Annotated in this window: 6 protein-coding genes and 1 other RNA gene; 2 read left to right on the forward strand and 5 right to left on the reverse strand. The window is 43.1% G+C overall.

Translation table 11 applies throughout. The features are described 5' to 3' along the window. Positions 1-2: 2 nt before the first annotated feature. The 4 genes from SORDD15_RS05900 to SORDD15_RS05915 form a co-directional block, all read right to left on the reverse strand. Positions 3-1,160, reverse strand: coding sequence for a THUMP domain-containing class I SAM-dependent RNA methyltransferase (locus tag SORDD15_RS05900; RefSeq protein ID WP_061415436.1), 1,158 nt, complete (start codon positions 1,158-1,160; stop codon positions 3-5). A gap of 83 nt (positions 1,161-1,243) precedes the next feature. Continuing rightward, positions 1,244-1,625, reverse strand: an RNA gene (gene rnpB, locus SORDD15_RS05905) — RNase P RNA component class B. Positions 1,626-1,645: 20 nt separating this feature from the next. Then, positions 1,646-1,975: a cell division regulator GpsB gene (gene gpsB / locus SORDD15_RS05910; protein ID WP_000146523.1), complete on the reverse strand. Its 330-nt coding sequence runs from the start codon at positions 1,973-1,975 to the stop codon at positions 1,646-1,648. Between the two features lie 69 nt (positions 1,976-2,044). Then, positions 2,045-2,572, reverse strand: coding sequence for an SLOG family protein (locus tag SORDD15_RS05915; RefSeq protein WP_061415438.1), 528 nt, complete (start codon positions 2,570-2,572; stop codon positions 2,045-2,047). A 66-nt stretch (positions 2,573-2,638) separates the two neighbouring features. Between SORDD15_RS05915 and recU the strand changes: the two genes are divergently transcribed. Together recU and pbp1a are read left to right on the forward strand one after the other, a co-directional pair. Then, the gene (gene recU / locus SORDD15_RS05920) at positions 2,639-3,235 is read left to right on the forward strand and encodes a Holliday junction resolvase RecU (protein WP_000248756.1); all 597 of its coding nucleotides are present in this window, start codon (positions 2,639-2,641) and stop codon (positions 3,233-3,235) included. Beyond that, positions 3,232-5,400 carry a penicillin-binding protein PBP1A gene (pbp1a, locus tag SORDD15_RS05925; RefSeq protein ID WP_061415440.1) on the forward strand — a complete coding sequence of 723 codons (2,169 nt, stop codon included), beginning with the start codon at positions 3,232-3,234 and terminating at the stop codon, positions 5,398-5,400. Before recU ends, pbp1a begins: the two co-directional genes overlap by 4 nt. Before the next feature lie 299 nt (positions 5,401-5,699). Here pbp1a and SORDD15_RS05930 read toward each other — a convergent pair whose 3' ends face one another. Continuing rightward, on the reverse strand, positions 5,700-13,727 hold the full coding sequence (locus SORDD15_RS05930; protein ID WP_061415441.1) for an SIALI-17 repeat-containing surface protein: 8,028 nt from the start codon (positions 13,725-13,727) through the stop codon (positions 5,700-5,702). Positions 13,728-13,809 lie beyond the last annotated feature (82 nt).

The following is a 13,809-nucleotide window of genomic DNA, read 5'->3' on the forward strand; positions in this document are numbered from 1 at the left end:
TTCTATTTTACCTCTTGGCGTTTGACACGCTGACCAAAGTATTGATACAAATCCACTTTTAAGGTCCCATTATACAGTTTTCGCTTTTTATCAGCTGGACTTCCGTACTTGCTTTCAAAAGCTTCGTCACTCGTCAGGATAAATTTACTCCACGTTTTCAGTGGTGCAAATACTTGTCCCATCTCAGCATAGAGTTTGGTAACTCCTGCATCATCAGACAAGCGTTCCCCATATGGTGGATTGGAAATGATAACGCCATTAATCTTGTCTGTACGCAAGTCCTGTACCCGCATCTGCTTAAAGGTGATATCGCCTACGACACCTGCTACTTGAGCATTTTCCTTGGCAATTTCCACCATGCGAGCATCGATATCACAGCCCATAATGTCCAGCTCAAGTTCACGATCAATTTTCTTAGTCGCCTCTGTGCGAACTTCCTGGATTGACCGATCGCTGACCCAGTTCCATTCCTCAAAAGCAAAGGAACGGCGAAGGCCAGGAGCCATCTTTCTGGCAATCATAGCCGCCTCGATACAGAAAGTTCCTGAACCACAAGTCGGATCAATCAAGGGCTTGTCTGGATACCAGTTAGATAGTTGTAAAATGGCCGCTGCCATATTTTCCTTGATAGGCGCTCCACCTTTTTCCGTACGATAACCACGTTTAAAGAGGCTAGAACCTGTCGTGTCAATCATGACCGTTGCCACATCTTTCAGAATAGATACCTCTATCTTAAACTCGGGACCAGTTTCCATCAAGGGAATTCCTTCTGGGCGGGCATAGTGTTTTTGTAATTTCTTCACAACAGCTTTCTTAGAAATAGCCTGAACACTGGGCTCGTTATGAAGTTTAGACTTCACACATTTTGCCTTTGATATCGGGAAACGCGCCCCAAGCGGGAGATAGTTTTCCCAATCTAGAGCAAAAACACCTTGAAAAAGCTCTTCAAAGGTCTTAGCTGGAAAACTTCCAACTACAATCTTGATGCGATCCGCTGCACGAAGCCAAAGATTGGTCTCAATGATTGCCTTCACATCTCCTTGGAAGCGGACACGTCCATTCTCAACCTGGCAATCATAACCAAGGTCTCGCACCTCACGTCCAACGACAGCCTCAAGACCCGCCGCAGCAGTTGCAATTAAATTAAATTGTTCTTTCATTTCTAGTCTTGCAAGACCTTTCTTTTGTTCACTTTAAAAAATGAGGTTGAGAAAGATTTCTCAGCCCCAACCTATATGCAATTTTCTATAAGCCATGTTTTGTTCCAGAAGTGACTAGGACCACTTCCTTCGATAATCATCTGTCTACCGCTAACAGCATAAATCTGCTAGCAGTCAGAGTACTACGTTCGTTTCCGTGCACTCCATGCCCCGACCAAAATTTGGGTTGCTAGCTTGAGGGGTTTACCGCGTTCCACTCTCTCTGTTTCCAGAAAGACTCCGTCACTGTGGCACTTTCAAGCCTATTCTGACCTATCCGAAGACTTAGCCATTTCGACTGCCGTAACGATTTCTCGTCCCTAGGCTTATGGATTCGCCTAGCACAAACACTACAGGCATCACAGCCTGTGCTAGCATGGACTTTCCTCATGAAAAGAGAACCTCTTCACGCGATTATCCAAAAATTGCACTCATTCCTTAGTCAATTATAAATCTTGGTTGTCTAAGATTTGCTTACCAAATACTTCTTTTTCGAGACGATTTAAGCGTTTCAAAATATCAAAGTTTGTCATTGAAGTAGAAGCCGTTACTTCAATAGAGTCTGGTTGAGTTGGCGCTACCTGTGGTTTATGAGATAATTCTTCCTTCAAATCAGCAATCTCTTGACGAAGGGATTTGACCAAAGCTGCGTAGGTTTCATAGTCCTTAATCACATCGTCTAGGAATTCATCTACCTCTGCTTTGCTGTATCCACGTACTTCACGTCCAAATTCTTGTTCAAAAATATCTTTCGCTGAAAATATAATACTTGCCATGTCTCTCTCCATTCTGGTTTACTAGTATTATTATATAAAAAAAGACAAGTAAAAATCAAGGTCAAAGGCTTACTTTTCAGGAAAATTTTCTACTATTTCATTTAAGTCCTCAAATGTTAATCTTCTTGTAACATAGTCCGCTTGATTTTTCATCATTTGGTAAAAATATCGTAACTTGGTTTCGTTTTCTTCGTCGTAAAAAAGGTAACAAGTATCTGTATTTTCCAGCAGAAATTTCTGATAATCATGTAGTTGTCCCTTGTGCTCATATTGTGGATAGGCGTATTTGACAAAATCAACCTGCTTGAACTCACTCAATTTCGCTTGATTTGCTTCATTCCAATTACTACCATGGGTTTCAAAGTCAAAAATGGTCGCCAGTTGAAATCCATAGTCTGCTTGCATGTCTTTTGCCACCTGAAGCGCCCAGTACTCAAAGCCCAAAGTCCCTGTAAAGACAAGCCAGTTCACCCCATCCTCTGCTAGACGTTCCAGGTCTCTCCGAATGGCTGTTTTTATAATACAAACGCGAATATCCTTGTCATTAAAGAGACCAAGGTCCAAGGCTGAATAGCCTAAAATCAAGGCTGATGTCATTTTTAACCCTTTCTTTGTAAATTTATGATATAATAGAGTGATGTTATTGTACCAATAAGGAGAATTATGGTCAACTATCCACATAAAATTTCATCTCAAAAGAGGCAAGCACCCCTGTCACAAACTAAAAATTTCGCAAATCGGGGAATGTCTTTTGAAAAGATGATTAATGCTACGAACGACTACTATTTGTCGCATGGGTTAGCTGTTATTCACAAGAAACCTACTCCCATCCAAATCGTACGTGTCGACTATCCCCAGCGAAGTCGAGCCAAGATTGTTGAAGCCTACTTTAGACAAGCCTCAACTACTGACTATTCAGGGGTTTATGATGGATACTACATCGACTTTGAAGCAAAGGAAACCAGGCAAAAACATGCGATACCGATGAAGAATTTTCATCTCCATCAGATCCAGCATATGGAACAAGTCCTTGCCCAGCAAGGAATCTGCTTTGTACTCCTTCACTTTTCTTCTCAGCAAGAAACCTACTTATTACCGGCTATTGACCTCATCCGTTTCTATCATCAAGATAAGGGACAGAAGTCAATGCCACTTGGATATATTCGAGAAAATGGATATAGGATTGAGCCTGGGGCCTTTCCTCAAATTCCCTACCTCGACATTATCAAAGAACATTTACTAGGTGGTAAAACAAGATGAACAAACAAACTTTTCTGCGAATAGCTAAGTATGTCAGTATCAGTCTCTTAACTGTATTTATCGCAGCTGTAATGCTTGGTGGAGGTCTCTTCCTCTACTATGTTAGCAAGGCTCCCCAACTTTCTGAAAGTAAACTAGTCGCTACAACGTCAAGTAAGATCTATGATAGCAATGACGAGCTTATCGCTGATCTTGGTTCGGAACGTCGGGTCAATGCTCAAGCAAACGAAATACCGACCGATTTGGTCAACGCTATTGTTTCGATTGAGGACCATCGCTTCTTTAATCACCGAGGAATCGACACGATCCGTATCCTAGGTGCTACCCTTCGAAACCTTCGTGGTGGTGGAGGTCTGCAAGGAGCTTCAACCTTGACGCAGCAGTTAATCAAGTTAACTTATTTCTCTACGTCAACTTCTGATCAAACCCTTTCTCGTAAGGCCCAGGAGGCATGGCTCGCCGTTCAGCTAGAACAAAAAGCGACTAAACAAGAAATCTTGACCTACTACATCAACAAGGTTTACATGTCAAACGGTAACTACGGAATGCAGACAGCTGCCCAAAGTTACTATGGCAAGGATCTCAAAGATCTAAGCATTCCTCAATTGGCTCTCCTTGCTGGTATGCCTCAGGCTCCAAACCAGTATGACCCCTACTCGCATCCAGAAGCCGCTCAAGAACGTCGTAATCTCGTACTCTCCGAGATGAAAGGGCAAGGTTACATTACAGCTGAGCAATATGAAAAAGCGATTAATACTCCGATTACAGATGGACTTCAAAGTCTAAAATCGGCTAATAGTTATCCTCCATATATGGATAACTATCTCAAAGAGGTAATCGATCAAGTCGAACAAGAAACAGGCTACAACCTCTTAACGACTGGTATGGATGTCTACACCAACGTTGATCCTAAAGTTCAACAACATCTCTGGGATATCTACAATACCGACGAGTATGTCAACTATCCAGATGATGAAATGCAAGTAGCTTCAACGATTGTGGACGTGACAAACGGAAAAGTCATTGCTCAGTTAGGTTCTCGTCACCAATCAAGCAATGTTTCCTTCGGGATCAACCAAGCTGTGGAAACCAACCGTGACTGGGGTTCTACCATGAAGCCAATCACAGACTATGCTCCTGCTTTAGAGTATGACATCTATGACTCAACTGCTTCGATTGTACATGATGTCCCTTACAATTATCCTGGAACAGATACTCCTGTTTACAACTGGGATAAAAGTTACTTTGGAAACATCACCATCCAATATGCGCTCCAACAATCACGGAACGTTACTGCTGTAGAAACCTTGAACAAAGTCGGTTTAGATAGAGCCAAGACCTTCCTGAATGGACTCGGCATCGACTATCCAGATATGCATTATGCCAACGCGATTTCAAGTAACACGACTGAGTCAGACAAAAAGTATGGAGCAAGTAGTGAGAAAATGGCTGCTGCTTACGCTGCTTTTGCTAACGGTGGTATCTACCATAAACCAATGTATATCAATAAAATCGTCTTTAGCGATGGTAGCTCAAAAGAATACACTGACCCCGGTACTCGTGCTATGAAAGAAACAACTGCCTATATGATGACAGAAATGATGAAGACTGTCTTGGCATACGGAACGGGTCGTGGTGCTTATCTCCCTTGGCTACCTCAAGCTGGTAAGACTGGTACATCAAACTATACAGACGATGAAATTGAAAACTACATCAAAAATACTGGTTATGTCGCTCCAGACGAAATGTTTGTTGGTTATACTCGCAAATATTCAATGGCTGTATGGACAGGTTACTCAAACCGCCTTACACCTATCGTTGGTGATGGCTTCTATGTTGCCGCCAGAGTTTACCGTTCAATGATGACTTATCTGTCTGAGGATAACAATCCTGGCGATTGGACCATGCCAGAAGGCCTCTATCGAAGTGGTGAGTTCGTCTTTAAAAACGGTGCTCGTTCTGCATGGACTACTCCTGCTCCGCAACAGGCCCCAACAACTGAAAGTTCGAGCTCAACATCTGAAAGTTCAACTTCACAGTCAAGCTCAACTACTTCAAACACAAATAATAGCGAAAACAATAATACCAATAACCAGCAACCAAATACAACGCCTGGTCAACAAAACCAGAACCAAAATCAGAATCCTCAACCAGCACAACCCTAACATTTATCACCCGGATTTTTCTGGGTGATTTTTTCATAGCACTATTGCATTTATGTGTTTAACAAAGAGGCTGGGACAAAAAGATTTTGATTTTAGGAATTCTTTATTCTAAATTTTTAAAATCGATAGATTAGACAAAAAAGCGAACAAGACCGAATCCTGAATGTCAGATAACTCGTTTTGTTCGCTTTTTATATTTAAGGTTAGACTTTTGTCCCAGCCTCTTTTCTGTACTATAAACCTCATTGGGAAAGATAGGAAACGGATTTCGTAATCTTGTTAAGAGGTTTTACTAAATACTAGTCTTTCTTTGTTTTTGCTACAAAGAGAGCAGATAGAGCTAGGCTAACACCTGCTAGGAAGAGGGCTGTGTCAGATTGGCTCTCACCTGTTGCTGGCAAGCTTTGTTCAGCTGTTTCTGGTCTAGCACTTTCTTGTTTATAATCTGGAGTTTTACCCTGATCAGAAGCTAAAGAGCTAAGTTTAAACTCAGGTTTTTCAACTGTCGGAGCAGCTTGGTCACCTACTGTTGAGATTGGGCCTGTGTACTCTGGTACTTCATGTACTGCTGCTTCAGCTGCATTGACACCACCTGTGAATTCAGGAACCTCCAGAACTGGTGGTTGCTCTTCACCCTTGCTTGATTGAACCGATTCTTCTGTTAATTCTTGATAAAAGCTAGCCAATTCATAAAACTCAGCCTTGCCACCTTCCCAGACTAATTTGACATCTAGAAGAGTGCCACCATTTCGGATAGCGAAGGTTTGGAGGCTTGATGTAATGGCACCGAGGTCTAGCCAGCTGTCTTGCCCATCCTTAAGTGTTCTCGCAAGAACACGTGCTTGCGCTCCTTCAGGAAGACTGGAGACAAGACGAAGGTGGTTAGCTTTGGTTGGTTCGGATAAGTGATATACCAATTCGCCCTTGTCTTTTTCAGACTTGTAGCTGGTCAAGACTTTGCCGTCTACAAGATTATTATAAAGGTTGCCTTGGCTTTCTCCACTACTTCCTTCTACTGTTGGATCATTGATTGGTTTGACAAACTCACCATCGTTGATGACCAATTCTGTAAAGCCTACAAAACGGGCATCATAGTCTGCCGTATAGAGGACACGGAGATAGTTAGCTTTGACTGGTATCGTCAATTCACCTTCGATGTAGCGATTTCCTGGCATCTTAGAATCATGTGTCCAACCATCTGTCAATGAATCATCGTGTTGGCTATTGGCCACACCATCTCCTACTGTAACGACATCTGTCCAAGTTTTACCGTCTTGGCTGACTTGGATCTTACCATCACGAAGGTAGTTTTGAGTTCCGTCTTGGATGTAGGCTCTGATTTTCTTGATGGTACGTTCGCTACCAAGTTTCAAGGTTACGTGACCATCTTTATGGGCGTAGTCTGAAAACTCAACGAAATTGTTGTAAACACCGTCAAACAATTGATCTAGGTTGTTCAGCTTACGAACATCATTGCTTCCGTATGTTGGATGAATGTCCATAGTTGTAGATTCTAGTTTGCTTGGTTGTACTTCTTTGGTTGTCACAAGGAGAGAAGTGGCTGTCACAGCTTGTTCCTGATCTGTTTTATTGACCAGACGAACATAACGTACCAAGTGGGTTGCGACAGCTCTGTCTGTCAACTGGCTAGCTGGCGTCCATTCTTGCGCATTTGCAGAGTATTCTAGGCTAAGAGCAGGGTTGGCCTGACCTTTGAGCTGGATGCTCTTGATTTGATGGATACGGTCAAGCTTCATTCCTAGGTAGCTATGAGCAGGGAGTTTGGTTCCAGCTGGAATTTGAAGCTCGTAACTGCCCAAGCTATCCACTACTGGCGTTTCCTTCAAGGATTCCACGTCGGTGTCTGTTAACTCACTATTTCCAGAGCGTGTCTCAACAGAGAAGTCTTGGATACGCCACCAGAGGTCAAGAGCCTTGGTATTGCGGACTCGGATGTAACGAGCATTGATAGCTCTGGTCACTTCCTTAGTTTGTTCTCCTGATAGGCGATCCAACTCTTGCCATGAAGTTCCATCTGTAGAGTACTCAAGTACACCTGCAGCAAGCTTATCACCCGTTCCTTGGCGGAGTCGTACTTTAGTGACTGACTTGACTTCACCGAGGTCAAGTTGTGCCCAGGCATCTACTGGAGTCGTATTGCTACCGTCAGCATTTGCCATCATGGCTTCTGTATTGTCCTTGCCATCAGTGATTTGACGGGCTGAGGTATTTAGTTTGTAAACTAAGTTTGAGCTTAGACTGACTGTCGTTGCTTGTTGGCTACGATCTTTTTCAACTGGACGGTTGACTGCAATTTCCTGAACTGCAAACCAAGTGTTCTCGCGATCTGCTGTCGCAATCATGCGAACTGCCTTGGCCTTGATAGTGAGATTTTCAAACTTAAGAAGGGATTCATTTCCGACATAGCTTGGCTCTTTCAAGGTTACCCAGTTATCATTTTCATCTAGATACTGCACTTCTGCCTTACTAAAAGTATCATTTGGATTAGCCTGAGTTCCCATAGCAAAGGTCAAGGTTTGAATCGCTACTGGTTTGTTGAACTTCATACCAATATAATCACCTGTCTTGATGCTATTTGGTGATTTAATAATCGCATGAGTTGCCAAATCGCCATCCGTTACTTCTGCTAAACCACCTTCTACACCTGTTCGATTGGTGATAAAGGTACTGATGATTTGATCTGGATGCAAGACTTTTTGAACTTCAGACGCTAGAACTTCTTTCAAGGATAGGATAAATGGACGAATATGTTGAACACCCAATTCAGCTTTTTCCATATGGTCTACATAATGGAAGGTGTGAGTTTGAGACTGTTCGTACAATTTCAAACCTTTATAGTAGCTATCCCAAAGTTTGGCTGCATCGTTTGTAGCCATGGCTTCAGTTCCTGTAAGGAAAGCATCTAGGGCATTCATTTGGTCGATTGCATTATCCAACCAATAGTGGATTTGGGCAACCATCTTTTTATCGCCTGATGCTTTATAGAGTTCAGCTGCTTCTTTAATCTTGGCAAATTCTGCACGCAAGGCTGCACGTTCAGCAGTCACATCCTGACCTGCTTTGAGCTTGGTCATGAAGTCTGTTAATTTTGGAGCTAAGTCTACAGATTCTTCTAGTTTGACGACACGATTATCCATGTTTTGGTTGACCATGTGCTTACCAAGTTCGCGGAAGGCTGCTGATACCTTACTATCTTCAAAATGACCATTTTCTACAAAATTGAAGGCAATATCATTGATTTTCTTAGCTTCTTCTTCTGATTTCCACTGTTTCCATGAGTATTGAGCTCCTGCAAAGAGGGCAATCTTAGATGGTTCAGACTGTTGCATTGGGTTCAACATGATACCAGATAGCAAGCTTGGATCTACATTTGGATGAAGGAATTTCTCACCACCACCTAGAATCAAGTGTTGTTTAGAGTTATCTGTTACAGGCCAGTTAATCCAAAGTGAAACTGGGTGATAAATCTTGCCACCTGCGGATAGATTGTTCTTGAGAGTTGAAAGGAAGCTTTCAGAGACTTCACCCCAAATCTTACCACCCGTCAAGGTCATGGATGTTGAACTTGGGAGATTTTCATTGAGGGATTTCAACTCATCTTCACGTCCATTACCCCAATACTGGCCAGGAACAAAGATCATTTCTTTACGAAGACCGCTGTAAGTTCCCTGCATTTCAGTCAACCACTTGGTCATATCTTGCATCAAGCGGTTGTAGCTATTGTAGCCTCCGACTGGGCTTGGAGCATCATCTGCAAGGATACCAAATTCGCGGACACCCACTTTCATCAACTGGGTAAATTTGGCCTTGATGGTTGCCAAATCTTCTTGGTAATGCGCTTCATTGCCAAAGCGGATGCGGTTGTTCATGAATGGATGGATGGTCCAGACATAGCGTGTTTTACTTTGATTTCCGACACGAGCAAGTTCACGGATTTCAGCTAGTTTTTCTTCTGGATAGAGTTCACGCCATTTCTTGTTGTGGTATGGATCATCTTTTGGTGCAAAGAAGTATTGGTTCAATTTCAAATCGCCGCCATAACGCATGAGCTCTGCACGATCGGCATTCGACCATGGATTTCCATAGTAACCTTCGATGAAACCACGGTTCTTGAGCTCTGCGTAATCTTCTACTGTCACATTGCGAAGGACTGGTACTTGGCTTTCCTTGAGCATGTGTTTCAAGGTTGTCAAACCATAGAAAACTGCATCAGTGTCTTTTCCGACGATGGAAATCGAATTATCCTTGATGCTCAAGACATAGGCGTCAATCTTGTCAAAGAGACCTGCTGAAACATTGGACAAGTTTTGTTCTGCTTGTGAGTCTTGTCCATGCACCCCAAGATAGATATTGGTTGCACCAGCGATTGCCGCCTTACCAGTTGTATAAGATACTTGATTGTCCTGCAAGACACTCTTCAAGCGATTACGAGTATAGATATCGAGTTGATCGCCCATAACCAGATTGACTTGCTTACGAAGGGCTGTGACACCTTCGCCATAAGTCACTTTTTGTGGAGTTGGGAAGACCTTGTACTCTTTCTTGAGATAGTCTGCGCTCTTGCTGGCAGCTTCAATGCTGTCTTCGCTAGCTGGTTTACTTGCAGTGAATTGATCTGCCAATTCAACTGTTCCATCACCTGTTTGGTCTACTTTTGGTTTTTCAGGTGTAGTTGGTTTTTCTGGTTGACTTGGTGCAGGCGTTTCTTGCTCTTCTTTGACAGGTTTCAATAGATGAACTTCAGCTGCACTTGCAAAGCCACCAACGCCTTCCAATACTTTCAACTCGATCTTATTGGTATCTACCGCCGCAAAGTTGACTGTTTTTTCCTGGGCGTTGTTGTCCCAGTTTCCTTCTGAAACCTTAACCATTTGACCATCTTTTTGTGCGTAGATTTCGTAGCGCGTCACAACACCATTTCCACCACCTGGACGTGGGAGATAAGTCAAGCCATTGACTTTTTCAGCTTCTTTCAAGGTCATAGTAAGAGTGTATGGCGCAGTGTCACCAGTCCACTTAGTATGCCAGAAGGTATTTGGATCATTGTCAAAGGCCTTTTCAACAGCGCCTTCAGTCGCGTTTCCTGGAAGTTGCTGACTGCTTGCGGTTGCAGTAATCTTATCATTTGAAATCAAACGAGGATTTACAAATGGTTTGTCTGACAACTCTGCACTATGCAAGATTCCTTTGAAGCCACCGATGCTTTCAAGCGGTAGTACCAAGCTATTGTGGGCAAAACGAGGGTGGGCCGGGTTCGCGATACGCTCAATCTTTTCACCATCCACATAGACTTCGGTTGTCTGTGGTTTGGTCACGATAGAGATTTGATAACGTTTATTCTTTTCAAGTTTTTTCTTGAATTGGATATGGAACTGTTCAAATTGATAAGCAAGATAGCCGTCTTTATCAGCTAGATAGATACGGTTGTCCCCACTTGTTGAGAAGGTTTGTTCTCCGTCTCCAGTGACAGTTACATCAAACTTCAAGACATGACTTGGACCAACATCACCAGCCAATCCTTCGATACTGCTGTCTTTCTCAAAAGCCAATCCCTGCTCGCTTGTCTTCACCTTCTTGCTCGCATAGTTCTTGACTGTTTCAGGATTGATGGTAAACAAGTCGCTTTGATCAATCTCTTTATCAGGATTTGACTGTGGCGCATAAGGGCTCGTTGGTAGGGTGCGTTCTGCAAAGGTCGCAGCTACACGGTCAGATCCCCAAGTGCGCTCTGCAGTGGTTTGCATGCTCTTGAAGAAGCGTTTAAAGATATCATAAGAGGTCAAACCTGTCTCATGAAGGTCAATATTGTCATTCCAAACTGCGTGACCACCACCAAGGATACTTGGATGAGAAGCTGGTAGAAGTGGACCTCCACCTGTTCTAAAATCATTCGGTGTCCAGCTATTGTACTGACGTTCGTAGTTAGCATAGTCCCCGTAGGCCGCTTGACTATTGCTTCCACTTGGCACACTATAGGTCGGCACATCTGTGATGTTGATAATCTTAGCTCCCTGAGCAATGGCTTCATTTGGTCGTTGCCATCCGATACTCCAGATATCAACCTCTACTCCGTTCCAATCAACAGGAGTGTTCCCACGTTTCGCACTGAGTGAGCCCCAGATACGAGGGGTGTAACCTTTAGACTTGATATATTGGGTCAAATCATTGACATAGCGACGGTAACTTTCTCTGCTGCCATAGTATTCATCCGTTCCAATATGAACAGTGGATACCCCATGAAGTGGTGCATCTGGACCATCGAGAAGTTTGTCATAAACTGATTTGACAAATTTAAGAGTTTCTTCGTACTTGTTATCCAAGTCTAGCATGGCAACACGTTCAACATTGTGTTTGCCAGCATAATCACTCAAACTACCTTGATACATGAGGTCTGGGCGAACTTTGACAAAGGATAAGGCGTGACCTGGTGTGTCAATTTCTGGTACTAGGTTGATATGCAAGGTCTTGGCAAGTTTAATCAGATTTTGCATTTCTTCCTTGGTATAATGCTCATCTGATGTCAATTTTTGACCATTCTTACCGACAATGTCTGTCTCCACACGGAAACCAGTCTTGGCATGTTCAAGAACATACTTGAGTTCTTCTTCTGGTGTTAAGCTCTTACCTGCCAAGTGTTCCTTGAGGAAGATATAGTTATCATTAAGGTGCAACTGCAAGTCGTTCATCTTGTAGTAAGCCATGTTGAGCATGATGTCTACAAGAGTGTCATAAGGGATAAATTTACGACCTGTATCTAGCATAAAGCCACGGTGGCTGAAACTTGGGAAATCACGAATTTCACCATTTTGTAGGTCTGTTTCTCCCATTTGAAGAAGAGTACGAGTGGCGTAGAAGGCTCCTGTGTTTGTGGCAGCTTCGATGGTAATCACATCATTTTGGATAGTGATGCCGTAGCCTTCCTTACCGTAACCTTTGTTTTCAACCTTTTTAAATTCGATTCGTTTTTGAGCCTGCTTGTCACCTGTTGCTACTTCCAATCCACGGCTGGCAAGGTCTGACTGATAGAAGGTTGCAGCCTGATCAAAGCCAGAATCTCCTGTCGCAAGGCCTGTATCTGAAGTGATAGAAGATTGGCCTTCTTTCCCATACCATTGTTGAACAGCTGGTGCTACTTTTGGTTTCACACCCACACCTTCGTCCTGATGTAGCCCCTTGATGACTACTTCAAATTCCTTAGTGAAAGTATGACTGTTTCTGATTTGTTGGACCATGACCTTGACGCGTTGATCTGTCAGAGGTTTATGGATGTGATTTTGAAGGTCAATTACACCTTGTTTATTGCTTCCGATGAGACTGACTTTTCCTGGTAAAGTTGGTAAGACAAGAGACTGTCCATCTTCTGCTACTGTTAGTTCGGTTACTTGGCGGATATCCGTTACCTTACTATGGTCCGGAACGTTAGAATAAGCTCGAATTTCTTGGATACCAACGTTTCTCCAGTTCATGGTTCCCGCTTGGTAATCATTGACCTCCAATTTGAGATACTTAGCTTTGATACTTTCAGCTAGATCTACTTTCTCATCTAAAACAGGTTCTCCAGTCTTGGTATGAGCGAGTTTCCATTGTTTTTCTCCATTAACCCCCACATCTTCTTGGCCTGCGTAATAGAGACTCCAAGATTTGATATTTGGATCATTTTGCCCATTACGGAGGCGACGATCCCAGTCTATTTCTACATGCTTGATAAGGGTAGTTTTTGGAAGAGTCAATTCGAAGGTTGGTTTTGGTACATCTTTGTCCGTAGCCCAACGAGTATTGTCATCTCCATCGATGGCCTTATCTGCAGTAAAGTTGGTCCCAGTCTCATAGTTGCTCGCCTGAGCAGTAGCACCCTCGAGATGGTTGACATCTTCTCTATCTTCGATTGTCTTTTCAGCTGGTTTTACTGCTGGTGTAGTGGTTTCCGCAGGTTGATTTTCTGCCTTTGGTGTTTCAACCGGTTTGGGCATTTCTGCTGGCTTGGGACTTGCAGGACTTGTCTCTGGTTTTGCCTCTTCACTTGCTGCAGGATTGGTTCCCTCATCAGTCGCTGGAGTTTCTTCACGACTTGTGTCTGTTGCAGCTTCTGCATCTGCTTTTTCAAGCGCAGCGGCTAAATCATCTGGTAGCTTATCCAAGGCTTGAACATGAGTGATACTTCCCTCTGTCTCTGAAGGTGTTGCTGTTTCTGCCGCCTGAACCATATTGGCGCCAAAGATACTAGCACCAATCATAACGGAGGCTGCACCGATTGCAAATTTTCTTATACTATAGTGACAGCGTTTCTCAAAAAAATGTCTATCCATCTTTCTCCTATTCCTTTCATCCGCATACATGAGTAAGCGGTATCATTTCTCCTTTGAAAAAGGAGAGAACCAAGAGGTCCTC

It is taken from the genome of Streptococcus oralis (genome assembly GCF_001578935.1).
Taxonomy (GTDB): Bacteria; Bacillota; Bacilli; order Lactobacillales; family Streptococcaceae; genus Streptococcus; species Streptococcus oralis_R.

Excerpts from the sequence above, each read along its gene's own strand:
- gpsB (WP_000146523.1), bottom strand. The coding sequence starts at position 1,975 with ATGGCAAGTATTATATTTTCAGCGAAAGATATTTTTGAACAAGAATTT.
- recU (WP_000248756.1), top strand. The coding sequence starts at position 2,639 with ATGGTCAACTATCCACATAAAATTTCATCTCAAAAGAGGCAAGCACCC.
- SORDD15_RS05900 (WP_061415436.1), bottom strand. The coding sequence starts at position 1,160 with ATGAAAGAACAATTTAATTTAATTGCAACTGCTGCGGCGGGTCTTGAG.
- SORDD15_RS05930 (WP_061415441.1), bottom strand. The coding sequence starts at position 13,727 with ATGGATAGACATTTTTTTGAGAAACGCTGTCACTATAGTATAAGAAAA.
- pbp1a (WP_061415440.1), top strand. The coding sequence starts at position 3,232 with ATGAACAAACAAACTTTTCTGCGAATAGCTAAGTATGTCAGTATCAGT.
- SORDD15_RS05915 (WP_061415438.1), bottom strand. The coding sequence starts at position 2,572 with ATGACATCAGCCTTGATTTTAGGCTATTCAGCCTTGGACCTTGGTCTC.